At 72.5% G+C, this 25,480-nt stretch carries 20 protein-coding genes and 2 pseudogenes; 7 read left to right on the top strand and 15 right to left on the bottom strand.

The window, feature by feature from the left end:
* Positions 1–22: 22 nt before the first annotated feature.
* From ACFPP6_RS27385 to ACFPP6_RS27370, 4 genes are all read right to left on the bottom strand, one after another.
* Complete coding sequence (locus ACFPP6_RS27385) at positions 23–1,243, bottom strand: acyltransferase family protein (RefSeq protein ID WP_382047673.1); 1,221 nt, start codon at positions 1,241–1,243, stop codon at positions 23–25.
* A gap of 84 nt (positions 1,244–1,327) precedes the next feature.
* Entirely contained in the window at positions 1,328–2,254 is a 927-nt protein-coding gene (locus ACFPP6_RS27380; protein ID WP_382047670.1) for a VOC family protein, read from the bottom strand.
* 47 nt (positions 2,255–2,301) lie between these two features.
* Positions 2,302–3,492 (bottom strand): DegT/DnrJ/EryC1/StrS family aminotransferase, encoded by a 1,191-nt coding sequence (locus tag ACFPP6_RS27375; RefSeq protein ID WP_382047667.1) that lies wholly within the window; start codon positions 3,490–3,492, stop codon positions 2,302–2,304.
* Positions 3,493–3,534: 42 nt separating this feature from the next.
* Positions 3,535–4,707, bottom strand: a complete 1,173-nt coding sequence (locus ACFPP6_RS27370) for a sedoheptulose 7-phosphate cyclase (protein ID WP_382047664.1) — start codon at positions 4,705–4,707, stop codon at positions 3,535–3,537.
* 706 nt (positions 4,708–5,413) lie between these two features.
* Between ACFPP6_RS27370 and ACFPP6_RS27365 the strand changes: the two genes are divergently transcribed.
* Positions 5,414–6,304, top strand: coding sequence for a LysR family transcriptional regulator (locus ACFPP6_RS27365; protein ID WP_382047661.1), 891 nt, complete (start codon positions 5,414–5,416; stop codon positions 6,302–6,304).
* Positions 6,305–6,376: 72 nt separating this feature from the next.
* Here the strand turns inward: ACFPP6_RS27365 and ACFPP6_RS27360 are convergent, their stop codons facing one another.
* Genes ACFPP6_RS27360 through ACFPP6_RS27335 form a run of 6 tightly spaced genes read right to left on the bottom strand, consistent with a single transcriptional unit; the run spans position 6,377 to position 12,221 of the window.
* Entirely contained in the window at positions 6,377–7,396 is a 1,020-nt protein-coding gene (locus tag ACFPP6_RS27360) for a pyridoxal-phosphate dependent enzyme (protein ID WP_382047658.1), read from the bottom strand.
* Positions 7,317–8,369 carry a GHMP family kinase ATP-binding protein gene (locus tag ACFPP6_RS27355; RefSeq protein ID WP_382047656.1) on the bottom strand — a complete coding sequence of 351 codons (1,053 nt, stop codon included), beginning with the start codon at positions 8,367–8,369 and terminating at the stop codon, positions 7,317–7,319. The genes ACFPP6_RS27360 and ACFPP6_RS27355 overlap by 80 nt, the downstream gene beginning before the upstream one ends.
* On the bottom strand, positions 8,366–9,214 hold the full coding sequence (locus ACFPP6_RS27350) for a Rossmann-like domain-containing protein (protein WP_382047653.1): 849 nt from the start codon (positions 9,212–9,214) through the stop codon (positions 8,366–8,368). The genes ACFPP6_RS27355 and ACFPP6_RS27350 overlap by 4 nt, the downstream gene beginning before the upstream one ends.
* 31 nt (positions 9,215–9,245) lie before the next feature.
* Positions 9,246–10,049, bottom strand: coding sequence for an ABC transporter ATP-binding protein (locus tag ACFPP6_RS27345; protein WP_382047650.1), 804 nt, complete (start codon positions 10,047–10,049; stop codon positions 9,246–9,248).
* Positions 10,046–11,197 (bottom strand): FecCD family ABC transporter permease, encoded by a 1,152-nt coding sequence (locus ACFPP6_RS27340; RefSeq protein ID WP_382047647.1) that lies wholly within the window; start codon positions 11,195–11,197, stop codon positions 10,046–10,048. The genes ACFPP6_RS27345 and ACFPP6_RS27340 overlap by 4 nt, the downstream gene beginning before the upstream one ends.
* On the bottom strand, positions 11,187–12,221 hold the full coding sequence (locus tag ACFPP6_RS27335; protein ID WP_382047644.1) for an ABC transporter substrate-binding protein: 1,035 nt from the start codon (positions 12,219–12,221) through the stop codon (positions 11,187–11,189). Before ACFPP6_RS27335 ends, ACFPP6_RS27340 begins: the two co-directional genes overlap by 11 nt.
* A gap of 165 nt (positions 12,222–12,386) precedes the next feature.
* Between ACFPP6_RS27335 and ACFPP6_RS27330 the strand changes: the two genes are divergently transcribed.
* A complete protein-coding gene (locus ACFPP6_RS27330; RefSeq protein WP_382047641.1) occupies positions 12,387–13,649 on the top strand; it encodes an MFS transporter in 1,263 nt (420 codons plus the stop codon).
* 107 nt (positions 13,650–13,756) lie between these two features.
* On the opposite strand, the gene ACFPP6_RS27325 is transcribed toward ACFPP6_RS27330, so the two are convergent.
* From ACFPP6_RS27325 to ACFPP6_RS27310, 4 genes and pseudogenes are all read right to left on the bottom strand, one after another.
* Complete coding sequence (locus ACFPP6_RS27325) at positions 13,757–13,960, bottom strand: hypothetical protein (protein ID WP_382047638.1); 204 nt, start codon at positions 13,958–13,960, stop codon at positions 13,757–13,759.
* Positions 13,961–14,048: 88 nt separating this feature from the next.
* Positions 14,049–14,978 carry an NAD-dependent epimerase/dehydratase family protein gene (locus ACFPP6_RS27320; protein WP_382047635.1) on the bottom strand — a complete coding sequence of 310 codons (930 nt, stop codon included), beginning with the start codon at positions 14,976–14,978 and terminating at the stop codon, positions 14,049–14,051.
* A 52-nt stretch (positions 14,979–15,030) separates the two neighbouring features.
* Positions 15,031–15,213, bottom strand: a pseudogene (locus tag ACFPP6_RS27315) (enoyl-CoA hydratase-related protein); the annotation flags it as partial.
* A gap of 113 nt (positions 15,214–15,326) precedes the next feature.
* Positions 15,327–16,736: a short-chain fatty acyl-CoA regulator family protein gene (locus ACFPP6_RS27310; RefSeq protein ID WP_382047632.1), complete on the bottom strand. Its 1,410-nt coding sequence runs from the start codon at positions 16,734–16,736 to the stop codon at positions 15,327–15,329.
* 323 nt (positions 16,737–17,059) lie between these two features.
* Between ACFPP6_RS27310 and aceA the strand changes: the two genes are divergently transcribed.
* From aceA to ACFPP6_RS27290, 4 genes and pseudogenes are all read left to right on the top strand, one after another.
* Entirely contained in the window at positions 17,060–18,340 is a 1,281-nt protein-coding gene (aceA, locus tag ACFPP6_RS27305) for an isocitrate lyase (protein ID WP_382047630.1), read from the top strand.
* Between the two features lie 161 nt (positions 18,341–18,501).
* Entirely contained in the window at positions 18,502–20,106 is a 1,605-nt protein-coding gene (gene aceB, locus ACFPP6_RS27300) for a malate synthase A (protein WP_382047627.1), read from the top strand.
* Positions 20,103–20,969, top strand: a complete 867-nt coding sequence (locus ACFPP6_RS27295) for a 3-hydroxybutyryl-CoA dehydrogenase (protein WP_382047625.1) — start codon at positions 20,103–20,105, stop codon at positions 20,967–20,969. The genes aceB and ACFPP6_RS27295 overlap by 4 nt, the downstream gene beginning before the upstream one ends.
* A gap of 68 nt (positions 20,970–21,037) precedes the next feature.
* Positions 21,038–21,832: pseudogene (locus ACFPP6_RS27290) on the top strand (DUF1963 domain-containing protein); the annotation flags it as partial.
* 158 nt (positions 21,833–21,990) lie between these two features.
* On the opposite strand, the gene ACFPP6_RS27285 reads toward ACFPP6_RS27290, so the two are convergent.
* Positions 21,991–22,422: a nuclear transport factor 2 family protein gene (locus ACFPP6_RS27285; protein ID WP_382047622.1), complete on the bottom strand. Its 432-nt coding sequence runs from the start codon at positions 22,420–22,422 to the stop codon at positions 21,991–21,993.
* Positions 22,423–22,676: 254 nt separating this feature from the next.
* Between ACFPP6_RS27285 and ACFPP6_RS27280 the strand changes: the two genes are divergently transcribed.
* Complete coding sequence (locus ACFPP6_RS27280) at positions 22,677–25,463, top strand: discoidin domain-containing protein (protein WP_382047619.1); 2,787 nt, start codon at positions 22,677–22,679, stop codon at positions 25,461–25,463.
* Positions 25,464–25,480: the final 17 nt, after the last annotated feature.

Below are 25,480 nucleotides of genomic sequence, written 5' to 3'. Positions count from 1 at the left end.
AGGGCGAGGCGTGCGGCCGGCTTCAGCTCTTGTCCGCGGCCGCCTCGGCGGGGTGCCGCGCCGCGAGCTCCGTCCCGGGTCGTACGAGCGGGCCGCCGGCCGCCACGGGAACGCTCTTCGGACGGGAACGCCGCGTCGTCAGCAGGCGCATGGCGGGCATCTCCCACCACCGGTAGACGGCCCAGGCGATCAGAAGGGTGACCGCCGCGAAGGCCGCGGCGAGCGCGGACGCCGCCCAGGCATTCCAGGACCTGTCGTGGCCGAGCAGGTCGTGCCCGATCCGCAGGACGGTCTGGTGCACGAGGTAGAAGGCGAAGGACACCTCGCCCAGCCACACCATGGACCGGCTCCTCAAGGGGGACTTGCGGCCCTCCAGGTCGGCCATCGTGACGGCCGGGATGAAGAGCGTCAGGGGGATCACGGTGATGGCGGAGAGACCGTAGAGGACGGGCGCCTGGACCGCGGCGGCGTAGCCGATCGCCAGCAGGCCCGTGGCCACCGCCACGGGAATCCGGGGCCAGGCGCCGTCCTTGACCAGCTTCGCCACGGCGATGCCCAGGAGGAATTCCAGGCAGCGCGACACCGGGAAGGCGTAGACGAGCCAGTACTGGCGCACGGACACACCGCTGTCCAGCTCGGGGTGCGAGACGTCGAGCGGCATGCCGGGCCCGCCGTGCAGGAGGCCGGCGGCCACGGGCAGCAGCCAGACGCCCGCGACGGTCGCCGCGACGAGCGCCCAGGTGCCGGTGCGGCCGAGCCGTCCGACGAACCGCGCCAGCAGCGGGAACATGAGGTAGAAGAACAGCTCGCAGCACAGCGACCAGCTCGGCCGGTTCACGCTGAAGAAGAAGTCGAGGCGCGGGACCCACGTCTGCACCAGGGCAAGGTTCGCCGTGGCGGATCCCGCGGCGACCTGCTCCCCGAACAGGAGCAGGAGGGGCAGGGTGAGCACCCAGAGCAGGAGGTGGTTCGGGTAGATCTTCGCGAGGCGGCGGCGCAGGAATTCACGGGCGGGCCGGTTCGGTTTCGCCGACCAGGCGAGGACGAATCCGCTGAGGATGAAGAAGAACGAGACGCCGACGCCGCCGGCCGGATTGAAGATCTTCGACAACACCGGGTTCGTGCTGTCGTCGTACAGCTTTTCCACGCTCAGGTGGAAGAAGAAGACCAGCAGGGCCGCCACGAACCTCAGGCCGGTCAGGGACGGGAGCCGTGAATCGGCGAGTGTCCGTTCATTTCTCATGTTTCCCCCATGAATTCTTGCTTCTGGTCGTGCAGACGGTGCCGCGCCCGGCCGGGCCGGGCGCGGCACCCGTATCCGTGTCCGTCAGGCGGTGAACTCGACGTCCAGGCCCGAGCCCGCGGTGAGCAGGGCCCCGGCCCCGGCCGTCCCGGTCGCGGAGAAGCCGAAGCGGCGGGTCAGCTCCGCGGCCGATCCGGCCGGGTCGTCCGAGCCGAAGGTCATGCGGGACGCTCCGACGGCGAGCCGGTCGACCGTCCGCCGGCCCTCGTCCACCACGTGCTCGAACAGCTCGATGTTGGTGTGCTCCCCGATGCGCACCATGGCCATCTTCGACAGCGCTGCGACGGGGGTCTCGAACTGGCGGCCCATCAGGTCCCGGTCGGAGGAGATGACGGACCCCAGGACGCGCCGCCCGTCGAAGCAGCTCGTCAGCAGGTCGACCGCGGCCTCCAGGTTCCGGACGCTGTAGCCCACGTGGTCGATCCCCATCAGGGTGGGGACCGGGGACGCCTCCTGCGGCACCTGGCCGTGGAACAGCTCCGAGGCCTCCGCCGACGGGGACTCGGGCCACTCCTGGAGCTCGCCGTACGCACCCCAGGGGAAGCGGAAGTACACCCACTTGTGGTGGCGCAGCGGCCCCTCGGGGATCTCCATGACGTCGCCGAGGATCCTGATCCCCGGGCACTGCGCGAGGAATTGCGCGGCCTGCTCGATGTTCCCGGTGCGGAAGCAGAAGTGCGCGGTGCCGATGTCCACGACCGAGGCGTCGAACGCCGTCCCGGCGGTCGCCTCGTACGAGAAGAGGCGGAGCCGGGTCTGCGGGTCGAGCTGCAGCAGGGCGCTGCGGGCGGGCGCACCGTGGTCGTCCACGGCGACCGCTCCCGGGCCGTCCACCGTCTGCTGTCCGGGCGCGGCCGGCAGCACCTCGGCGCCGAAGACGGTCCGGAACAGGTGCGCAGCGGCCTCCACGTCCGGAACCGCCATGGAGAAACCGTCCAGGCTGTTCTTCACCGAATGCTCCGATCCATGTGGCGTGAGAGGAAGAGGGGTGGGGGCGGTCACGCGAGCACCGCGGACCGGACGGCGGAGTTGAACGCCTCGGCGGCGCGGGCGATCTCCTCCTCGGTGCTGCGCACGCCCACGCCGAAGCCGGAACCGAGGTGCGCGTCCGAGACGCCGACGGAGATGGCGACGGAACGGGACAGCAGGTCGTCGGTGCGGGGGAGGTCGCCCTGCGCGTAGCGGATCGACGTGTTCCCGCTCAGCTGGGGCATGTTGCCGTAGTAGTGGCGGCCGGAGTCGACGAGCGGCTTGGTGGACAGCTTCGCGGCCACCTCGCGGGCGCGGTCCGCGCTGTCGAAGGTGTGGACGACGACGTTGGCGCAGTCGCCCTCGGCGTCGTTGAGGTCGCGCTGCCGCATGCCCTCGTGCGGCTCGATGAGCTCGACCAGCCGGTTCCTGATGCCGCGGGTCGCGGCGAGCACGGTGTCGACCCGCTGCAGCTGGGCGCAGGCCACGGCCGCGCTCAGTTCGGGCATGCGCAGGTTCAGGCCGAACGTGGCCTCGCCCGAGCCGGCCCCGTTGTTGTCGCGCAGGGGCGGCCAGCCCTGGTCCTGGTAGGCGAATCCGCGGGCGTAGGCCGTGCGGTCGCGGAAGACGGCCATGCCGCCCTCGCCACAGGTGATCACCTTGAAGGGGTTGAACGAATAGGCTCCCGCGTCGCCGATCGTCCCCAGCCGGGAGCCCCGGTAGCTTCCGCCGCAGGCCTGTGCGGCGTCCTCGATGAGCAGGATGCCGTGACGGTCGGTGATCTCCCGCAGCCGTTCCATGTCGCACGGCGCGCCCAGCATGTGCACGGCCATGACGGCACGCGTCCTGGGCGTGATCCTGCGTTCGACGTCCTCGGGGTCGAGGGTCAGGGACCGGTCGACCTCGGCGAGGACCGGCGTCGCGCCGAAGTGGCCGATCGAGCCGATGGAGGCGACGTAGGTGTAGCCGGGGACGATGACCTCGTCGCCGGGGCCGATCCCCAGCCCCGCGAGGACCGTGGCGAGGGCCGAGGTCCCGCTGTTGACCGCGATCGAGGGGCCGCCGCGGAAGAGGGTCTCCACGTCGCGCTCCAGCCGGCGGACGAAGGAGTGCTTCTCCGGATCGTCGAACAGGTACCGAGTGAGGCTCCAGTTCTCGAGCACCTGGTCGATGTTGCGTCGCTCCTCGTCGCCGAGGAATTCAAATCCTGGACCCGGCACGGGTCTCCTCCTGGTGTGGTGGTGCGTAGGGGGGTGCGGTGCTCAGTGCTGCAGGGCGAGGGCGGGCAGGTCCTCGCCGGCGGACTGCGCCACGGCCTTGAGCAGGGCGGTGACCTGGTGCAGCTCGTCCCGGGTCACTTCCTGGGTGAAGGTGCAGGAGCCGATCTCCTGGACGACGGGCAGGTTGAGGCTGCCGTCGCGGTGCAGACGCGCTTCCTCCATGGCGCGCTCGAGCATGTCGATGTCGTAGAACAGCGGGTGGTCGAGGGGGAGTCCGACGCGGTGCATGGTGCGGGCCACCCGCTGGACGTCGGTGCCGCTGAGCCAGCCCCGGACGTACGAGAGCAGCGCGGTGAACAGGCAGTCGATCGCCACCGCCTCGCCGTGCAGCAGCTCGGGGACGACGGCCATCTCGATCGGGGGGCTGAAGGTGTGGCCGTAGTCGACGATGCGGCGCAGGTCCTTCTCCCAGAGGTTCTGGCGCAGCTCGGACTGCATGCCGTCGATGGCCCGCGTGATGACCTCCTCCGCGGGCTCCGTACGGAAGTGCGAGGCGACCAGGTCGGGACCGTGCTCCTCCAGCAGGGAGAACAGGCGGCTGTCCTTGATCATGGCCATCTTGAGGATCTCGCCGCACCCGTTGACGAGGTGCCGCCGGGGCAGCGAGGCGAGGAGGCCGGTGTCGACGATCGTCCGCATCGCGGGGTGGAAGGTGCCCAGGCGGTTGCGGTTGCCCTGGTGGTTCACGGCCGTCTTGGCGGAGACGCTGCCGTCGATCATGCCCAGGAGGGTGGTGGGCACCCGGACCCAGGGAATGCCCCGGCGGTAGATGCTGGCGGAGAAGCCCGCGACGTCGATCAGGACGTTACCGCCGATCGCGATCGGCGGGTTGCTCTGCCGGCGCGCGCCCGACCGCTCGAGCGCATCGACGATGCCGAGGCACGTGTCGAGGTTCTTGTTGACCTCTCCCGAGTCGACCTCGATCACCTCGACGGCCACGTCGTGGGCGGCGAAGTACGCCTTGACGCGGTCGAGGAGAAACGCGGACAGCGCCGCGTCGAGTATCACGAGCTGCTTTCCGGACGAGGTGCTGCGGTCAACGGTTTCGAGGAGCAGCGGGTTGTCCGGGGAAAGCACGTCCCTGGCGATGGAGACGTGATACTTCACCTGCAGTTCGGCTTCGATGTCCAGCGTGTTCTGGATGGCGGGAGACATGGGTTTTCCCTCCTGGGTGAATACATGAGGGGGAACAGGGGAATCAGCGCATGCAGGAACCACCGGAAAGGGATTCCAACCGGCCGGGAAAGCCCTTGCGCTGAGCATGTATCGAACCCTAGGCAGTGCTTGATCGCCAAGGGAAATTACTGCCGCGCATGATTTATTCGGCACGCGTATCGATGCATGCGCCGCACGCCTGCTCCGTGCCGTGCGCCCTCGCTCCGTCCGGGCCTCTCCGAGGACGACTTCCCTGCACAGGGGGGTTGGGATCAAGCCTCCCGGCTCAAATCTTTCGCCTGTGATGAGCGTCATAAACGCCCCGCCCTTTGTGAAAACTTGACGGAGTGCGGTGTTTATGGTGCCGGTACGGCTCGACCGGGCGTAAGAGGGGCGTCAAAAGTATGGAATCGGCAAAGGGAATCCCAAGTGGCCGGGGCGGCCGGAGCCGATGTGGGTCGGTGCGGCGCCGGTTGCGTGATCAACCGGTGCCGCGCCGGCATAGTCCGGGTGCTAGGTTTCCGGTGCGTACTGACCGTAAGAACGGGGGAGCGGCGGGCGTGCAATGGTGCACGCGGGTGCCGCACGGTTATTCAGCGAGAGAACCGGATGAGCGACCGGTTTTCCCGGCGCCGTCACGCAGGCTCCCCTTTGTGTTGCGTCCTGGTGGATCCGTGTCCCAGGAGCGTATGAGGGGGCTTTGACGATGCGTGAACAGGTGCTTCCGGCCGTCGGGAATACAGACGTCGACCTTTCCCAGTTCCGGTGCTTCATAGCGGTCGTCGAGACGGGCAGCTTCACCGGCGCCGCCCGGCGCCTCCACGTGACCCAGCCCACCGTCTCCCGTGCCGTCCAGCGCCTGGAGACCGCACTCAACGCCCGGCTCCTGAACCGCTCCACCCGCCACCTCAGCCTCACCCCGGAGGGCAGGACGTTCCACGCCGACCTCCGGGAGGCGTACGTCCAGCTGGACCGGGCGATCAGCCGGCTGCACTCGTCCTCGGTCCTGCGGATCGGCTTCTGCTGGCTGCTGCCCGAGCAGTTCTCCCGGTTCGTCACGCGGTTCGCGAAGGAGGCCGGCGTCGACTTCGAATTCGTGCGCGACGACACGGCCACGGCCGGCCTGCACAGCGGGCACACCAACGTCGCCCTGCTGCGCCGCATCCCCCGCGACCTGCCCGTCGCCGCGCTCCCGCTGTGGGAGGAGACCCGGGTGGCGGCCGTCGCGCGCAACTCGCCGCTGGCCCGCCGCGACCACGTGGACTGGGCGGAACTCGCCGACTGGCCGCTGGTCCGCAACACGGTGAGCGGAACGACCTCCCCGGACCTCTGGCCGCCCCATCACCGCCCCCGGGTCGGCGCCGTGTGCAGCAACCACGACGAGTGGCTCGAGGCCGTCGCCGCGGGCCGGGGCGTCGGCACGGTGCCGGAGCTGGCCACCCGGCGCAACAGCCACCCGTCGGTGGTGTACGTGCCGGTCCGGAACGCCCCCGCGGTCCAGGTGTCCCTCGCGCTGCCCGAACGGGGCGCGCACCCCCTGGCCGAGCAGCTCGCGGCCGCCGCCGGACGGGAGTTCTCCCCGGCCCTGGTCCGGTGAGCGCCGGCTCCGGATCCCGGGCCGGGGCGTCCGGGGCCGCTGCCCGGCGGCGACCGGTCACCCGTCCGGCACCTACACCATGGCCGGGGCCGGCGCCGGGGCGCGGTTCCAGCGCATACGGGACCACGGCAGGGCGAGCCCGTTCCGGTCGGACACCTCTCGCGGGGCGAGGTCCGCGATCGGCGCGGCCTCGCGGTGCCGGGCGTAGACGGTGTCGACGTAACGGTGGCCGGTGTCGGGGGCGATGAAGAGGACCGTCCGCCCGGGGGAGCGCTCGCGTTCGTGGCGGGCGGCGAGGTAGCCGGCGCCGGTCGACAGGCCCGCGAAGACCGCGTGCCGGCGCAGCAGGTCGACGCTGCCGGCCAGTGCCGCGTCGAAGGAGATCCAGTGGAGGGTGTCGTACAGCTCGTGCGAGACGTTCCCGAAGGGGATGGAGCTGCCGATCCCGGCGATAATGATCTCGGGGTCGGAGACGTGCTCGGCGCCGAAGGTGACGCTGCCGTACGGCTGGACGCCGACGAGTTCGACGTCCGCCGGTCCCGCCGGGGCCGCGCGCAGGTAGCGGGCGAGGGCTCCGGTGGAGGCCCCCGAGCCGACCCCGCCGACGACGGTGAGCCCGTCCGCGCCGGTCGCCTCCCGGATCCGGTCGGCGATCGCGCGGTAGCCGAGGTAGTGGATGTCGTCGTGGTACTGCCGCATCCAGTGGTACTCGGGGTGTCCGGCGAGGATCTCGTGGATCCGCTCGACGCGCCGCTTCTGGTCGAGCTTCAGATCGCTGCACGGTTCCATCTGCTCCAGCGTCGCCCCGAGCACGGCGAGCTGGGTGCGCAGCGTGTGGTCCACCGTCGTCGAGCCGACGATGTGACAGCGCATGCCGTGCCGGTGGCAGGCCAGCGCGAGGGCGTACGCGTAGATGCCGCTGGAGCTGTCGAGCAGGGTGTCCCCGCGGCGGACGGCTCCGGTGTCGAGCAGGTGGCGCACCGCCGCGAGGGCGGAGACCACCTTCATCGTCTCAAAGCGCAGGCAGACGAGCCGGTCGTCGAGGCGTATCAGGTCCGGCCGGCCGATCGCCTCCGCGATGTGCTGGTCCATCCAGGATCTCCTTGGTGGTGGTGAAGGTCGTGAAGGTCCGGGTGGCGGGGATGCCGTGGGAGTCCAGGGCCCGCAGGCAGCTGCGGACGCGGTGCCGCATGCCCGGCGCGACCGGGTCGAACAGCACGCCCGCCACGGCGCCGCTGTGCGCGATCTGAACACCCGCAGCCCCGACCCGGCGGGCGATGCCGGTCAGCGCGTCGAACTCCGGGTGGCCGAGCACCTGCTGGCCGCGCCGCGCGCTGGCGGTGGCGACCTGGCCGAGCAGCTGGACGTCGCCGGTGGCCAGCGCCCGGCGCAGCCGCGTACGCAGCCGCTCGCAGGCCCGTACGTCGCCGGCGTCGGCCTCGGCGGGCTCGCACACGGGCAGGGCCAGGGTGTCCACCGGCGCGCCCCCGCCGAGGGCGCAGCCCACCACGACCAGCGGCGGCAGGACGGGGCCGAGGACCTCCAGGACCCGGCCCTCCCGCTGGGCGAACAGCACCGGGCGGCCGTCCAGCATCAGCGGATCGCAGGCCGACTCCGCGCGCACGGCCAGCCGGGCGACCGTGTCGGGGGCCGGACGCATCCTGTACGAGTCGGCGACCGCGCGCACGGCGGCGATCACGTCGCTGGTGGAGCTGCCCATGCCCAGGCCCACCGGTATGTCACCGGTGAGCCGCAACTCCCCGCCGCAGGGCGGCTGACCGGCCCGCTCCGCGCACTCCGCCACCGCGAGGGCCGCGGCCCGCGCCGCCTTCGTGCGGTCGGCGGGTACGACGGTGAGCGCCTCGGGCGCCGTGCCGGGCCGGCGGACGAACTCGGCGCTGCTGCCGGGGCCGGCCATGGGGAGGGTGACGAGGCCCGCGCACCGGCGCCCGTCGCCGTCGAGGAAGACGCCCTGGAGGATCTCGCCGTGGTGGCAGGACGCGTACCCGGTGCCGGTGGGGAGGTCACCGGCACCGGGTCCCGCCGGGTGGGCGGCGGGAATCACGCGCCGCCCACCGCCCGGTAGCGGTACAGGCCCGTCTCCTCGGCGCTGAACTGGGAGAAGGGGAACGGCTCCGCGGACAGGGCGGTCACACCCGAGCCGAGGAACGCGCGGGCGACGGCGCTGCCGGTCTGCGCGTAGACGATCAGCGGGATGCCCCGGGACCGGCAGCGCTCCAGGACGGTGTCGAACGAACCGTTGCTCAACGTCATTCCGGTGGCCACCACGGCATCGGCGCGGTCCAGCACCTCGTGCATGTCGTCGGTGACGGGGTCGCCCCACTGGGTGGCCTTGAGGTTGAGGTCGCAGGGCAGGGGCTCGCCGCCGCGCTCGCGTATCGCCGCGATCAACGGGTTGACGACGCCGATGAGGCCGACCTTCGCACCCTCCTCGATGTCCAGCAGGCCGGCGACGGCCGCGTCGCGGGCCTTCGCGCGGACCTCCGGGGTACCGGCGGGGAGGGTGACGGCTTCGGCGTCGCCCTCCTCGGCGGCCAGGCGGTGGGGCCGGGTCTCGGAGAGGTAGGCGTCGAGGGCGGCGATCCGCAGCGGGCGCGGGGCCTCGCGCAGCAGGACGTCGAGCGGGGTGCCGGAGGAGTCGCGGCAGATCGACGGGTCGATCTCGCCGGCCTCGAAGGCACAGCCGCCGAAGGAGCCGCCGAGGCGGACCAGGACGTACTGGTTGAGGTAGGTGGTGTCGCCGCCGGCCAGGCGGGTGCCGTGGTGGATCCAGAACACGCTGGTCGCGACGAGTCCGGAGGGGAGCGGGCCGTGTTCGCCCGCGAGGACGGCCTCTACGAGCGCGTCGACGGTCGGCGTGGTGGAAGGGGCGGGGGACGTCCGGTTCATGGGATTCCTATTCACAGGGATTTCACGGGATTCACAGAGAGGGTTGGGGCGTTGTGGCCGCGGTCGGCGTGCCGAGCGGCCCGCGGTACGTGACCACGGGGTGCCCCAGAGTGTCGGTGGTGAGCTCGGCGTCCACCTCGAAGACCTCGGCGAGCCGCTCGGCGGTCAGGACCGCGGCGGGGGTGCCGGAGGCGATCAGGCGGCCGTGGTGCAGGAGCAGCAGCCGGTCGCAGTACCGGGCGGCGAGCGACAGGTCGTGCAGTGCGACCAGGACCGTCTGACCGGTACCGGTCAGCAGCTCCATCAGTTCCAGCTGGTGCTTGACGTCGAGGTGGTTGGTGGGCTCGTCGAGCAGGAGCCCGTACGGCTGCTGGGCCAGCGCGCGGGCGATGTGGGCGCGCTGCCGCTCGCCTCCCGACAGGGCCTTCCAGGAGCGGCCGGCGAGCGCGGTGAGTCCGACGCGCTCCAGCGCGGCGGCGACCACCGCCCGGTCGCCGGCTCCCGGTCCGCGCCAGCGGTCCCGGAACGGGGTCCGCCCCAGGCCCACGACGTCGGCGACCCGCAGATCGCTGTCCGCGCCCGAGTCCTGTTCGACGAAGGCGACATGGCGGGCGATCCGGCGCGCGCTCCAGTCCCGTACGGACTCGCCGTCGTAGCGGACCGTGCCCGCGTCGGGGGCCCGCAGGCCGGCCAGGCAGCGCAGCAGCGAGGACTTGCCCGAGCCGTTGGGGCCGAGCAGCCCGACCGTCTCGCCGGGGGCGATGTCGGCGCTGACATCGCGTACGACCGGCGTGCCCGCCACCGACCAGCTCAGCTCTTCGGCGCTGATCCTCACAGCTCACCCCTCTTGCGCAGGACGAGGAGGAAGAGCGGCACGCCGAGCAGCGCGGTGATCACGCCCACGGGAACCTCGCGGGGCGCGAAGGCGATCCGCGCCAGCGCGTCCGTCCACACCAGGAACACCGCACCGGCCAGCGCCGTGTACGGCAGGAGAACCCGGTGCAGCGGCCCGACGAGGAACCGCACCCCGTGAGGGACGATCAGCCCGACGAATCCGATGGCGCCGACGGTGGCCACTGCCACCGCGGTCAGCGCGGCCGTGACCACGAGCAGCAGTGTCCGCGTGCGCCGTACGCCGATCCCGAGGGAGGCGGCGGTATCGGTGCCGAACGCGAGCCCGTCGAGGGCGTTCGAGCAGAGCCACGCCGCCACCAGCCCCAGTGGGGTGACGATCGCGCAGACCACGACGGTGTTCCAGCGCGCCGGCGCCATCGAGCCCAGCAGCCAGTGGGTGACGGCGCGCGTGGTGTCCGCGTCCGCCGAGGCCATCAGGACGAGCGAGGTCAGCGCGGTGAAGAGCTGGCCGACGACCACGCCGGTGAGGACGATGCGGACCGAGTCCAGCCCTTTGCGCCGCAGCAGCAACAGGAGCAGCCCGAAGGAGAGCAGCGCGCCGGCGAGCGCGCCGCCGGTGACCCCGAGCGCGCTCGCGCCCAGCCCGCTCAAAGGCAGGACGATCACGGCGACGGCTCCCGCCGACGCGCCCGAGGAGACGCCGAGCAGGTAGGGGTCGGCGAGCGCGTTGCGGGTGACGGCCTGGAGCACCGCGCCGCACACGGCGAGCGAGGCGCCCACGAGGGCCGCCATCAGCACGCGCGGCAGCCGCAGGTCCCAGATGAGGGAGTCCACCAGCGGGGGCAACGGCTCCATGTCCAGGCCGAGACGGGGGCCGAGGACGCGGGCGAGGTCGGTCCAGCCGACGTCGGCGGTGCCGGTGCGTACGGCCGCCGCGACCGAGCCCGCCAGGGCGAGCGCGGCGAGGAGGAAGAGGACCGCCCGGGCCGCGGTGGACCGGCCGCTCGGCCCGCCCGGTCCGGGTGGCAGGGTCCGCGTGGTGACGGAGCCCTCCGTCACCACCCGCCCGCGGGCCGCCGGAAGCAGGAGATCCACCGACCCCGCCCGGGCTACCGGGTCAGCGGACATACCCGAGGTCCTTCATGCCCTTGGCCAGCAGCTCCAGGGCGTGCACCGAGCGCACGGACGGGTCCAGCTCGATTCCCGGCACCTCGAGGATCTTGTCGTCGCGGACCGCCGCGAGCTTGGAGATCACCGGGTGCTCGGCCATCGCGGCACGCTTCTCGGTGGCGCTGTCGCCGGGCCGTCCGCGCTCGGACAGGTCGCCGATCACGATGAAGTCGGGGTCGCGCTTGGCGACTTCCTCCCAGGAGACCTCCGGCCAGTCCTCGTTCACGTCGTCGAAGGCGTTCTTCGCGCCGACGATCCGGCTCATCTCGCTGGGCAGGCCGCTCTTGCCCGCCACGTACGGCATGCCGTTGAAGACGGAGTAGAGGTACACCACGGTGGGCCGGTCCTCGCCCTGGGGAACCTTGGAGGCGTTCTCCCCGGCCTTGGCGACCGCTGCGCGCTGGTCGGCGGCCAGCTTGCCGGCCCGCTCCCCGGCGCCGAAGACCTTGCCCAGGTTCTCGTAGTCGGAGAAGAGCAGCTCGAAGGAGGTCTTGCCGGCCGGGTTCTGCTGCGGGCAGTCCACGGCGCTGACGAAAGTGGGGACCTTGAGGCCGGCCAGCTCCTCGCGGGTGCCGGCGCGGTCCTTGGTGTAGAGGTCCGAGGACCCGGCGACGACGAAGTCGGGGGTGGCGGCGCGCAGCTGCTCGCCGGTGGCGATCTTCGGAGCGATGACCGGGACCTTGGCGTACGCGGCTTGGTACTGCGCGGGGATCTTCGTCTTGAGATTGGCCGTTCCCGCCATCCGGTCCTGGAGCCCGAGCGCGAGCAGGGTCTCGGTCGAGGTCTGGTCCAGGGCGACGGCCCGCTTCGGAGGCTTGGCGACGGACACCTGGCGGCCGCAGCTGGTGACGGAGGCCGCGTCGGCGGAGGCCCGGGTGCCGGGCTTGGCGTCCGTCCGGGATCCGTCGCCGGCTGCCGTGGAGCAGCCGGCGGTGGCGAGGGCGATGGCCAGGGCGATACCGAGGCGGGCGGGGTGGCGCATGGGTTCTCCGGTCTGGGAGGGGAGGGAGGGGCAGACGTGGGCGTTGTCGTGTCCCGGGCAGGAGTGCCGCGTTCGAAGGGTACTGTAATGGTATTCATTTTCATTAACGAAACCGGGTGCGGTTCGCCGAGCCGTCACCCCCGCCCCTCAAGGAGCCACCACACCGTGCCGACCACACCCGCGCCGACAGCGGCCAAGACCGATGGCCCGCCCCCGCGTTCGGTCCTCCGCGACACCGCGTTCCTGCGTCTGTGGGCGGGCACCACCGCCTCCGGCCTCGCGACCTGGGCCCTGCCGTTCGTCCTCGGCCTGGCCGTGCTCCACCGCGACTTCGGCGCCGCCGGCCTCGGCCTGGTCCTCGCCGCACGCACCGCCGGCTTCCTCGCCGCCGTCGCCGTCGGCGGCGTGCTGGCCGACCGGCACTCCCGCCGTGCGGTCGTCCTCTGGTCGGCCCTCGCGGCGGCGGTCGCCGCGCCCCTCCTCGCCGCCGGCCTCGGCCGCTCGCTCGTGCTGATGACGGCCGCCGCCGCCCTCGCGGGCGCCGGACAGGGTGCCTGCCGCCCGGCGTTCCAGGCGCTCACCGCCGAGACCGTCGCCCCCGAGAACCGCCAGCAGGCCAACGCCGCCATGACCATGGCGGTACGCAGCTCCACGCTCACCGGACCCGCCCTGACCGCGCTGCTCGCGGCCTTCCTCGACGTCTCGACGCTGCTGCTCGGCATCGGCCTGCTCTGGCTGGTGGCCGCGCTGGTCCCGGGCAAGGGGGCCGCTGTGGCGAACCCCGCCGCGGAGCCCGCCCCGCGCGCCGGCTTCCGCGCCGAGTTCGTGGAGGGGATACGGGAGGCGCGCCGCCACCCCTGGTTCCTCGCCGGACTCGCCGCCCTCGTCGCCGTCATCGCCCTCGGCTACTCCGCCACCAGCGTCGCCCTGCCCCTGATCAGCCGGGACCGCTACGACACCGAGTGGGTGCTGGCCGCGGCCATGACCGCGTACACCGTGGGCGCGCTCTGCGGGGCCCTGGTCATCGCCCGCTGGCGGCCGCGTTCCCAGGGCTGGGCCGCCTTCGCGGGGCTGGCCGCGTACGGCGTCGCGCCGCTGAGCCTGATGCTGCCCGTGCACCCGGTCGTGGTCGTCGCCGCGTACGCCGTCGCCGGGATCGGCATCGAGCTGTTCAACGTGCCCTGGTTCACGGCCACCCAGCGCGAGGTCGCCCCGGACAAGCTGGCCCGCGTCTCCTCGCTGGACTTCCTGGTGTCCTACGGTCTGGCACCGGCCGGCCTGGCCCTGATCGCCCCCGCCATCGAGGCGTTCGGGGTCACGGCCGTACTCGCCGTGTGCGCCGCCGCCTGCTTCCTCGTACCGGCCGCGGCGGCGCTGGTGCCCACGGCCCGTCACTTCGCGCGCACGGCCCCGGCGGCGAAGGAGTAGCACGGGGCGGCCACGGCACCTCCGCGCCCGGACCGGTCAGGGCACGTCCGCGCCCGGACCGGTCCGCGGTGGCGGAGTGGGCGCCCTCGTCCCGGTGGGAAGCCCTGTCATCGCCGAACCGGGCTCCCGTGGCGAGCGGCGACGAGACTGAGCACGCCGATGACGAGGAGCGGCCGGCCGCCGGCTCGACATCGGATTCCGGGCCGGCCGCCGAGCTCGCGCCACAAGGCGCACAGGTAGTCGATGCGCAACCGGTCCACCCGCTCCTGGACGGCGTGGACTTCGGCGTCCTGCAGGGCCCGGGCGCGCATGACGATCTCAAGGCCCTGACCGGTGGTGTTGTCGTCGAGTACGAGGTCGAGCAGGCGCCGGAGCCGGGTCGGGAAGCAGGGCGCCGCATCAGCGGCGTTCGCGCCACCAGGTCACCGTCGCCTCGATCTGCTCGTCGAGCGGCGTGGCTCGTACGGCGAATTCGGCTTCGTAGGCGCTCGAATCGACCACGAACGGGCGGTCGAACTGGTAGCGGACCTCTTTCAGTTCGCGGAGGAGCGGGGAGAAGAGGGACGCGACGCCCAGAACCGCCGGTGAGAGCCTGCGTACCGCGACCGGGCCCGATCCCGCCCGGGCGGCCAGGCGCGCGGTCATCTCGCGGGTGGAGAGTGCGGGTTCCGTCGGGGCGTGCCAGGCCCTTCCCCAGGCCCGCTCCTCGCCCGCGACCTCGACCAGGGCCCGGGCCACATCGGGCAGATAGGTCCAGCTGTGCGGGGCGTCCGGGTCCCCGAGGACGGAGACCGGCTTGCCCTGCAGCAGGCGGGGCATGACCCGCGCGGCGAGGTGTCCGCCGTCGGTCACGCCGGGGCCGAAGAAGTCCGAGGCCCGTACCTCGACCGCCTTGACGCGGCCCTGCTCGTGCAGCTTCCGGGCCTGCTCCCAGACGGCGGCGCGCGCCTTCCCCTTGGGGCCGGCCGCGGCGAGCGGCAGCTGCTTGGTCAGGGGACCTGCCACCGGGCCGTAGCCGTAGAGGTTGCCCAGCATGACCAGGACGGCCCCGGTGGCCTCGGCCGCCGCGCAGAGCGACGAGGCCAGCGGCGGCCAGTCGCTCGCCCAGCGGTGGTACGGCGGCGCGGCACAGCCGAAGACCGCGCTCGCGCCCTGCGTCGCCCCGGCCAGCCGCTCACCGTCCGCGGCGTCGAGCGCGACGTGCTCGATGCCGGGTTCCGGGCTCCGCCCCGACTTGGTGACGACCCTTACTGCATGGCCCTTTTCGGCCAGCAGCCGGGCGGTGGCCGCCCCGGCGGGCCCGAATCCCACGACTACATAAAGACTCACATGCGCACATTAGCGCGAGTGCGTGCGCCTACCGGTTGGTGAACTCCGGCCCGGCGGGCACGATCCTCGACAGGAGGCCGGCGCGCTCGGCCTCGTCGGCGTCCATGGTGCGGCCGGTCGGGCACGGCTCCATGGCCTTGGTCTTGGCCTTGGCGACGGCGCGGGTCAGCCGTTGCGATCCGCCGATGCCCGGGATGGCACCGAGCCTGATCTCCGGCTGGCCGAAGACGCACGAAGTGCCGGAGGAGAACGCCGACCGCCTTCCCTGCACCGCGGGCCTTGGTCACGAACATATGTAGTTGGACGTCCTGGTAAGTCCGCCCCCGGCCTGATCGCTTCCCGGCCTGATCACTCGTCCGCCACCGGGTACGGCACGAACGTGCTGCTGTTCTCGTCGATCGCCAGGGGCCGCCCGAGCGGGGGCACGGCCCGCTGCGGGCAGTCGAGGCGTTCGCAGATGCGGCAGCCCATGCCGATGGGGGTGGCGGCGGAGGCGTTGCCGAGGTCGAGGCCGTCGGAGTAGACGAGCCGGGCGGCGTGCCGGATCTCGCAGCCGAGGCCGATGGCGAAGGTCTTGCCGGGCTCGCCCCAGCCGCCGCGCTGGCGGGTGACGGTGCGGGCGGTCCACAGGTAGCGCTGCCCGTCCGGCATGGCGGCGATCTGCACGTGGATGCGGCCGGGCGCGGCGAAGGCCTCGTAGACGTTCCACAGCGGGCAGGTGCCGCCCGCGCGGGAGAAGTGGAAGCCGGTCGCGGACTGGCGCTTGGACATGTTGCCGGCGCGGTCGACGCGGACGAACGAGAAGGGCACGCCCCGCAACCGCGGCCGCTGGAGCGTGCTGAGCCGGTGGCAGACGGTCTCGTAGCCGACGCCGAAGTGGTCGGTGAGCCGTTCGACGTCGTAGCGCAGCTCCTCGGCCGTCGCGTGGAACGCGCCGTACGGCAGGACCAGCGCGGCGGCCACGTAGTTGGCGATGCCGATCCGCGCGAGCGACCAGGTGGTGGAGCCCTCGTCGTAGTCCTCCGAGGCGAGCGCGGACAGCTCGTCGGCGAACTCCAGCAGGGCCAGCTGCGTGGCCATCCGGAAGGCCCGCTGGCCGGGGCGCAGCCGGCCGGAGAGGTGCAGCGTCCGGCGCGCCGGGTCGTAGTGGTGCAGGCGGCCGGAGTCCGGAGCGAGCTGCACGGCGTGCCGCTGCGTGAGGCGCGCGGTCAGGGCCGGGAGGACTCCGCCGGGACGGATGCCGAGGCCGGCGGCCAGCTCCTCGGCGGCGACGTCGAGGTCGTGGAGGTAGTTCCGGCGGCGGTAGAAGAACTCCCGGATCTCCTCGTGGGGGGAGCGGGGCGCGGCCGGGCCGGTGCCGCCGCTCCCGCCACGGCCGTCCGCGGCCTCCGCCAGGCGCTCGGTCAGGGCCTGGTTGCGGCGGCCCAGGTCGAGCAGGACGGCGGCGACCGCGGGCAGGCGCGAGGCGAGTTCGGACAGGTCCGACGGGGAGACCCGGGCGCCGGCGATCTCGTCGGCGAGCGCTTCCCGCAGGTCGGCGAGGACACGCGTGGTGCCCGTCTCGGAGAAGAAGGCGGGGTCGACGCCGAACGCCTCGGTCAGGCGCAGCAGGACGGGGACGGTCAGCGGCCGGGAGTCGTGCTCCATCTGGTTCAGGTAGCTCGGGGATATGGCCAGGACGCGGGCGAACTCGGCCTGGCTGAGCCGCCGCTCCTCGCGCAGCCTGCGCAGCCGGGCACCCGCATACGTCTTGCTCACCGTTCGACTCCTGTCCGCGTTCCGATGGGGAATCGAACCTTCGCAGACTTGGCGGAACGCGCGGAGAAGATTCGCAGGACTTGGCAGAGGGCCACGCTTGATGGCACGCAGTGCCACTGCCAGAGTCGTGGTGCGGCCCGGCGGAACAAGCCGGAATCGCGCCGGAATCACCCCGCAGAACCCAAGGCGGAAAGAGCCTTTGCGTGCCCGGCCGCGGCACGGCGGGCCATGACATCACAGGGCAAGCGGCTTCCCTTCGCAGGATTGACAGAACTTCGACGCGATCCAGGACACGGTCCGGGACGCGACACCGGGAGACGACCATGGCGCAGGCACGGACGGCGGCGGAAGCACTGGCGGAGCGGTGGGCGAACGACCCCCGCTGGAAGGGCATCGAGCGCACCTACGGCGCGGAGGACGTCGTCCAGCTGTCCGGCAGCGTCCGCGAGGAGCACACGCTGGCCCGCCGCGGCGCCGAGCGCCTGTGGCGGCAGCTGCACGAGCGCGACTACATCCACGCGCTCGGCGCCCTGACGGGCGGCCAGGCCGTGCAGATGGTGCGGGCCGGGCTGCAGGCGATCTACCTGTCCGGCTGGCAGGTCGCCGCCGACGCCAACCAGGCCGGGCACACCTACCCCGACCAGAGCCTCTACCCCGCCAACTCGGTGCCGCAGGTGGTGCGGCGCATCAACAACGCCCTGCTGCGCGCCGACCAGATCGCCACCGCCGAGGGCACCGACACGGCCGTCGACTGGCTCGCGCCGGTCGTCGCCGACGCCGAGGCCGGCTTCGGCGGCCCGCTGAACGCCTTCGAGCTCACCAAGGCGATGATCGCGGCCGGTGCGGCCGGCATCCACTACGAGGACCAGCTCGCCTCCGAGAAGAAGTGCGGCCACCTCGGCGGCAAGGTCCTCGTCCCCACCGCCCAGCACATCCGCACCCTCAACGCGGCCCGCCTCGCCGCCGACATCGCCGACGTGCCCACTCTGATCGTGGCCCGCACCGACGCCCTCGCCGCCACCCTCCTCACCAGCGACGTCGACGAGTTCGACGCACGGTTCTGCACCGGCGAGCGCACGGCGGAGGGCTTCTACCGGGTCGAGAACGGCATGGCGCCCGTGATCGCCCGCGGCCTGGCCTACGCCCCGTACGCCGACCTCATCTGGGTCGAGACCGGCACCCCGGACCTGGCCCAGGCCCGCGAGTTCGCCGAGGCCCTCCACGCCCGCTTCCCCGGCAAGATGCTGGCCTACAACTGCTCGCCCTCGTTCAACTGGAAGGCGGCCCTGGACGACGACCGGATCGCCAAGTTCCAGCGCGAGCTGGGGGCGATGGGCTACCGCTTCCAGTTCATCACCCTGGCCGGCTTCCACTCCCTCAACCACGGCATGTTCGACCTCGCCCGCGGCTACGCGGAGCACGGCATGACCGCCTACGTCGACCTGCAGGAGCGCGAGTTCGCGGCCCAGGCCGACGGCTTCACCGCGGTCAGGCACCAGCGCGAGGTCGGCACCGGCTACTTCGACCTGGTCTCGACCGCCGTCAACCCCGCCTCCTCCACCACCGCGCTGACCGGCTCCACCGAGGAGGAGCAGTTCCACTAGGAGCACCCGGCCCGCCCCGTGCCGGGCGCTGGCCGGCCCCACCCGGTCCGGCCCCGGGCCGGACCACGGCGTCACGCGCGTGCGCACGCCGGTTCACGTCCAGGCGGGGCGGGACGACCGTCCTCGTCCCGCCCCCACCGCTCCGCCGATGGAGACCCCGCATGCCCACCACCGAACCGACCGCCCGCGTCGAGGTCCTCGGCCCGCCCGGCCACCGCCACGACGAGATCCTCACGCCCGAGGCGCTGGACTTCACCGGCCGCCTCGTCACCGCCTTCGCCGGCCGGCGCACCGAACTGCTCCGGGAGCGCCGCCGCCGCGCCCTGCTCCTCGCCTCCGGCGCGGCCCTCGACTTCCCCCTCGTCACCTCCGCCGTCCGCACCGACCCCGTCCGGCGCGTCGCACCGCCCGCACCGGGCCTGACCGACCGCCGGGTGGAGATCACCGGACCGCCCGAGCGGCGCATGACCGTCAACGCCCTCAACTCCGGCGCTCAGGTGTGGATGGCCGACTTCGAGGACGCCACCTCGCCCACCTGGGACAACGTCGTCACCGGCCAGCTGAACCTGCTCGACGCCGTCGAGCGGCGCATCGACTTCACCACGCCCGAGGGCAAGCGGTACGCGCTCGGCGACCGGCTCGCGACCATCATGGTGCGCCCGCGGGGCTGGCACCTCACCGAGGAGCACCTCACCGTCGGCGGCCGGCCCGCCCCCGCCGCGCTCGTGGACTTCGGCCTGTACTTCTTCCACTGCGCACAGCGGCAGATCGACGCCGGGTACGGGCCCTACTTCTACCTGCCCAAGCTCGAGAACCGCTACGAAGCCCGCCTGTGGAACGACGTGTTCGTCCTCGCCCAGGAACTGCTGGGCATCCCGCGCGGCACGGTCCGCGCGACCGTCCTCATCGAGACGATCACCGCGGCCTTCGAGATGGAGGAGATCCTCCACGAGCTGCGCGAGCACAGCGCCGGGCTCAACGCGGGCCGCTGGGACTACCTCTTCAGCGTCATCAAGAACTTCGCGCACCGCCCCGACTTCGTCCTCCCCGACCGGGCCAAGGTCACCATGACGGCCCCTTTCCTGCGCGCCTACACCGAGCTGCTGGTGCGCACCTGCCACCGGCGCGGCGCCCACGCCATCGGCGGGATGGCCGCGCACGTGCCGGGCCGGGACGAGGAGGCGAACGCGGCGGCACTCGCCAAGGTGCGGCTGGACAAGGAGCGCGAGGCCGAGGACGGCTTCGACGGCTCCTGGGTCGCCCACCCCGGCCTCGTCCCCGTCCGCCGCGACGTCTTCGGCGCGGTCCTGGACGGCCGGCCGCACCAGATCGACCGCACCCGCGACGACGTCGACGTCAGCGCCGCCGACCTGCTCGCCGTCCGCCGCTTCAGCGGCCCGCCGACGGAGGAGGGCGTCCGCGCGAACATCGCCGTCGCCCTGCGGTACTTCGACGCCTGGCTGCGCGGCAGCGGAGCCGTCGCGCTCCACGGGCTGATGGAGGACGCCGCCACCGCCGAGATCGCCCGCTGCCAGATATGGCAGTGGATGCGCCACGGCGCCGTCGACCGCGCCACGGTGCTCGCCCACCTCGACGCGGAGACCGCGGCCCTGGCCGGGGAGCTGCCGCACGCACGCGCCGCGCAGGCCCGCGACGTCTTCGAACGCACCGCCCTGGCCAAGGAACTGCCGGCGTTCTTCACCGCCGACGCCTATAGCCGTCACCTCGTCCGGCACGCCGCCCCTCGGCCGGAGGTGCGGTCGTGAACACATCCCTCCGCCGGATCGGCGTGGTCGGCGGCGGCCGGATGGGCGCCGGCATCGCCGAGGTCTGCGCCCGCGCCGGGCTCGACACCGTGGTCTGCGAGGCGGACGCGACCGCCGCGCACGCCGCACGCGACCGCGTCACCGCGTCCCTCGCCCGCGCCGTCGAGAAGGGCAGGCTGGACCGGGCCTCCGCCGAGGACGCCCTGGACCGCCTCGCCTTCACCGGCAGCCTCGACGAGCTGGCCGACCGCCACCTCGTCATCGAGGCCGTGGTCGAGAACCCGGAGGTGAAGACCGAGGTCTTCGCCGCACTGGACAAGATCGTCGAGGACCCCGGCGCGATCCTCGCCACCAACACCTCCTCCATCCCCGTCATGCGCCTCGGCATGGCGACCCGGCGCGCCGACCGCGTCGTGGGCCTGCACTTCTTCAACCCCGTGCCCGTCCTCCCCCTGGTGGAGGTGGTCGCCTCCCTGCACACCGCGCCGCAGACCGTCACCGCCGTCGAGGACTTCGCCGCCGCCCTGGGCAAGTCGGTCGTGCGCTCGAAGGACCGGGCCGGCTTCGTCGTCAACGCGCTGCTCGTCCCGTACCTCCTCTCGGCCGTCCGCATGGCCGAATCGGGGTTCGCCACCGCCGCCGACGTGGACGCCGCCATGGAACTGGGCTGCGCCCACCCGACGGGCCCGCTCAAGCTCGCCGACCTCATCGGCCTGGACACCGTCGCCTCCATCGCGGAATCCCTCTACGAGGAGTTCAAGGAGCCCCTGTACGCACCGCCTCCGCTGCTGCAGCGGATGGTCCAGGCGGGCCTCCTCGGCCGCAAGACCGGCAGGGGGTTCCACGTGTACGACCGGGGCTGAACGCCTCCCGGATCTGTGAACGGCGCGGCAGCGCGAGGGGGAGTGCCCCTCGGCCCGTCGTCCCCCTCATGCCCGCCGGGCCCGTTGTCAGTGGTCCCGTGCATGATCGCCCCATGACACAGAACACCACCGACACCCTCCACGCGGTCGCCCGTGAACACCTGCCCGCCGACATCGCCGAGCGGTGGATCGGCCTGCTGCGGCCGGGCCTGGGGCTGACCAAGGCAGCGGACGAGGGGACGGACGTGGTCGTCGGCCGGCTCGGCGGGCTGCCGGAGCTCCCCGAGAACGAGGAGTGGCCCGTATGGGAGGGGCACGGTCCGCTCACCTTCATCGCCTCCTTCGACTGCGCCGCGCTCCCCTCCGCGGCCCTCGACATCGCCCTGCCGGAGGACGGCACCCTGTTCTTCTTCTACTTCGACGGGCAGCTGGACGACGGCCGTGCGTGGGTCGCGCCCCACGAGCCCGGCAGCTGGACGGGAGCGCGCGTGCTGTACGTGCCGGCGGGCGTCCCCCTCGTCGAGCGCCGGGCCCCCGCGGGCATCCGGCCTTATGCCGAGGTACGGCTGGCGGCACGCGTGGAGGCAACGGCTCCCTACTCCTGGCACCCCGTGGTCTACCGGGAGTTCGCGCCGATGCCCGACGACCACCCGCTGTGGGACGAGGGCTTCCAGGAGGCCCTGTGGGACGTCCCGGGCGCGGGACACCTCGTCGGAGGCCACGCCGACCCGGTGCAGGACGACGTGGAGTCCGAAGTCGCCCGCGGCGCCCTGGGCAACCCGCCGAACAACGACCCCCGCATCGGCGAGGAGGCGCTGCGCTGGACGCTGCTCGCCCAGATCGACTCGGACGACGACGCCGGGATGATGTGGGGCGACTGCGGTGCCCTGTACTGGCTCATACGCCCCGAGGACCTGGCCGCGCCCGCCGCTTCGACCGCGCCATGTTCACCTGGCAGTGCAGCTGACGTACGGGGCGCGGGTGTTGTGGCGCAGGGCCCCGGCCCCGCGCCACTGACCGGCTACCGGTCGGCCGGTGCCGGGGCGAGCCCGTCCGCGACCAGTCCGGCGAGCACCGCTGCGCCGAGGGCGTGGACGGCGGACTGGGGCCGGACCATGACGGTGAACTCCTTGATCCGCCCGTCGTCGCCGAAGTGCAGCAGGTCGATGCCGTGGATCTCCTTGCTGCCCGCCGTCGCACGGAACAGCAGGACCGCGGACGGAGCGGAGGTGCCGTCGCCGCTGGTCCGCGCGGTGCCCGTGTAGTCGCCTATGTAACGGAAGTCCTCGAAGGTGCGCAGGAGGACCCCGAAGAGACCCAGCACCTGCGACTTGCCTTCGAACGGTGTGAACTTCACCGGGCTGTAGAGGCGGATGTCCTCGGTGAACAGGTCGTCGAGCGCCGCGAGGTCGCGATCGTCGACGGCGGCACGGAAGCGGTCTGCGGTGGTCATGGTCATCCCCTCAAGTGGTAGTCATGAAGATGACTAGTCATCTTCATGACTACCACGCCCGGTGCGTCCGGCGACAGGGGCTGGAGGCGGAGTTCCCGGACGCGGTCGCCGCGCGCGCAACTCTCCGGCGATATACGTTGAGCAAGGTCGGCAATGCCTTCAACACTCGTACGAGTTACCAAAGGTATTGACGTTTACCGTTCACAAAATTATGGTCGCGGGACTCTCGCAGGAGATCAAAACGACGGAGCACAATGACGTACTCTCCCGGCGCCCGGACGCGTCCCGTCCGCCTGTCCGTACTGCTGCTGGCAGGCGCGCTCGTCGCCTCGGCAGCGCCCGCGGCCGCCGCGCCAGCGCCACAGCCCCCCACCGCCGACCGTCCCCCCACCTCCGTCTCCCCGTCCTCCGGCAGTTGCCGGACGGACGACGGCTGGACTCTCGAGACCACCCGCATCGACCCCGGTGACACCCACCACGCCTACGTGGGCAACGGGTACCTGGGCCAGCGCGTCGCGCCCAACGGGTCCGGTTACACCGACAGCAGCGCCAAGACCGGCTGGCCGCTCTTCACTCCGAGCTACGACGGCTCGTTCGTCTCCGGTCTCTATGCGCACAACCAGCAGACCGCCGGGGACCGGCAGGCCGCCGCGGCCCTGCCCACCTGGACCACGCTCAACGTCGCCACCGGCGGCGAACACGGCGATACCTTCAACTCTTCGACGAATCCGGGTCGTATCTCCGGATACCGTCAGAGCCTCCTCCTGCACTGCGGCATCGTCCGGACGGCCCTGACCTGGACCGCCGCCGACGGACGGAAGACCGACCTGGTCTACGAGGTGCTCGCCGACCGCAACGACCCGCACGCGGGCGCCGTACGGCTGAGCATGACGCCGCGCTGGAGCGGCGAGGCCACCGTGACCGACCGGATCGACGGGCGCGGCGCCCGGCGCATCCGGCAGACCGGCGGCGGCGACCGCACCGCGGACCCCGGCCGGGGCAACCATGGCGACCAGAGCGAGCGGAGCGACCGGAACGGCCGGACCATGGACGTCGCCTTCCGCACCGACGGCACGGACACCGACGGCGCGGTCGCCTCCACCCTGCGCGCCGGGCACGGCGTGCGCCCGGCGAAGACCCGGCAGGCGGACGCCGCCGAGGACTTGAGCGCACAGCAGTCCCTCACCTTCCCCGTCCGCAAAGGTCAGGCGTACGAACTCACCAAGTACGTGGGCGTCGACACCGCGCTGACCTCGCGCGCGCCCCGCGACGACGCCACGAACGCCTCGCAGCGCGCCGCCAGGCGCGGATGGGACGGCCTGGCGCGCGCCCACACCGCCGCCTGGGCCCGGCTGTGGCGCTCCGACATCGAGGTGCCCGGCCGGCGCGACCTGCAGGCGTGGGTGCGCTCCGCGCGGTACGGGCTGCTGTCCAGCACCCGCGAGGGCGCCGCCAACAGCATCGCCCCGGCGGGGCTGACCAGCGACAACTACGCGGGCCTGGTGTTCTGGGACGCCGAGACCTGGATGTACCCGGCCCTGCTGGCCACCTCCCCCGAACTGGCCAGGACCGTCGTCGAGTACCGGTACCGGACCCTCCCCGGAGCGCGCGAGAACGCCCGCAAGCTCGGCTACCAGGGGCTCTTCTACCCCTGGAACAGCGGCAGCAAGGGCGACCTGGCCCGGGAGTGCCACAGCGTGGACCCGCCGCACTGCCGCACCCAGATCCACCTCCAGTCCGACATCTCCCTCGCCACTTGGCAGTACTACCTCGCCACCGGTGACACCGCCTGGCTGCGCGAGCGCGGCTGGCCGGTGATGAAGGGCATCGCCGAGTTCTGGGCCGGGAGGGTCCACCGCAACACGGACGGCAGTTACTCCATCAAGGACACCGCCGGCCCCGACGAGTACAGCAACGGCGTCGACGACGCGGTCTTCACCAACGCCGGAGCCGTCACCGCGCTGCGCAACGCCGCGCACGCCGCCCAGCTGCTCGGCGAGCGCGCGCCGGCGGAGTGGAAGACGATCGCCGACCGCATCCGGATCCCCTACGACGCGCAGCGCAAGGTCTTCCAGCAGTACGACGGCTACCGGGGCAGCAAGATCAAGCAGGCCGACACGGTGCTGCTGATGTACCCCCTGGAGTGGCCCATGCCCGAGGGCGCCGCGGCGAGCACCCTCGACTACTACGCCCAGCGGACCGACCCCGACGGCCCCGCCATGACGGACTCGGTCCACGCCATCGCCGCCGCCGGCGCGGGCGAACCGGGCTGCTCGACGTACACCTACCTGCAGCGCTCCATCAGGCCCTTCGTCCGCGGCCCGTTCGCCCAGTTCTCGGAGGCGCGCGGCGCCAAGGCGGGTGCGGAGGACCCGCTGGCCGGCTCGCCCGCGCACGACTTCCTCACCGGCAAGGGCGGCTTCCTGCAGACGTTCACCAACGGGCTGACCGGCATGCGCATGCGCGAGGACCGGCTCCGCCTCGACCCGATGCTGCCCCCGCAGCTCGGCCGCGGCGTCACCCTGCGCGGTCTGCACTGGCAGGGACGCACGTACGACATCGAGCTCGGCGCCCACGACACCACCGTGCGGCTCACCGACGGCGCGCCCATGACCCTCGACACCCCGCAGGGCGAACAGGTCCTCGGCAAGGCCGCCCCGGCCGTCCTCAAGACCCGCCGCCCCGACCTCGTCCCGACCGGCAACCTGGCCCGCTGCACCGCGGTCACCGCCTCCTCCGAGGAGCCCGGCCTGTACGCGGCCGCCGCCGTCGACGGCAACACGGCCACGGCCTGGGTCCCGGACGGGCCGTCCGGCACCCTCACCACCGACCTTGGCAAGCACGTGCGCGTCACCGAGGTCACCCCCGCCTGGAACGGCCCGGCACCGGCCTCGTACGACGTCCAGCTGTCCGCCGACGGGCGGCAGTGGCGGAACGCCGCCGGTGGCGGGGCGGAATCCGCGCGGTACGTACGGGTGGTGGTACGCGGTGACGCCGCCGCCAAGTCCCGTACGGGCATTGCGGAGCTGACGGTCTCATAGGGGCCGCCAGGGGCAGT

The sequence above is a fragment of the Streptomyces aureoversilis genome, from assembly GCF_042657885.1.
GTDB lineage: Bacteria > Actinomycetota > Actinomycetes > Streptomycetales > Streptomycetaceae > Streptomyces > Streptomyces aureoversilis.
Note: the sequence above shows the minus strand (reverse complement) of the source record. Positions and strands in the feature narration are given on the sequence as shown.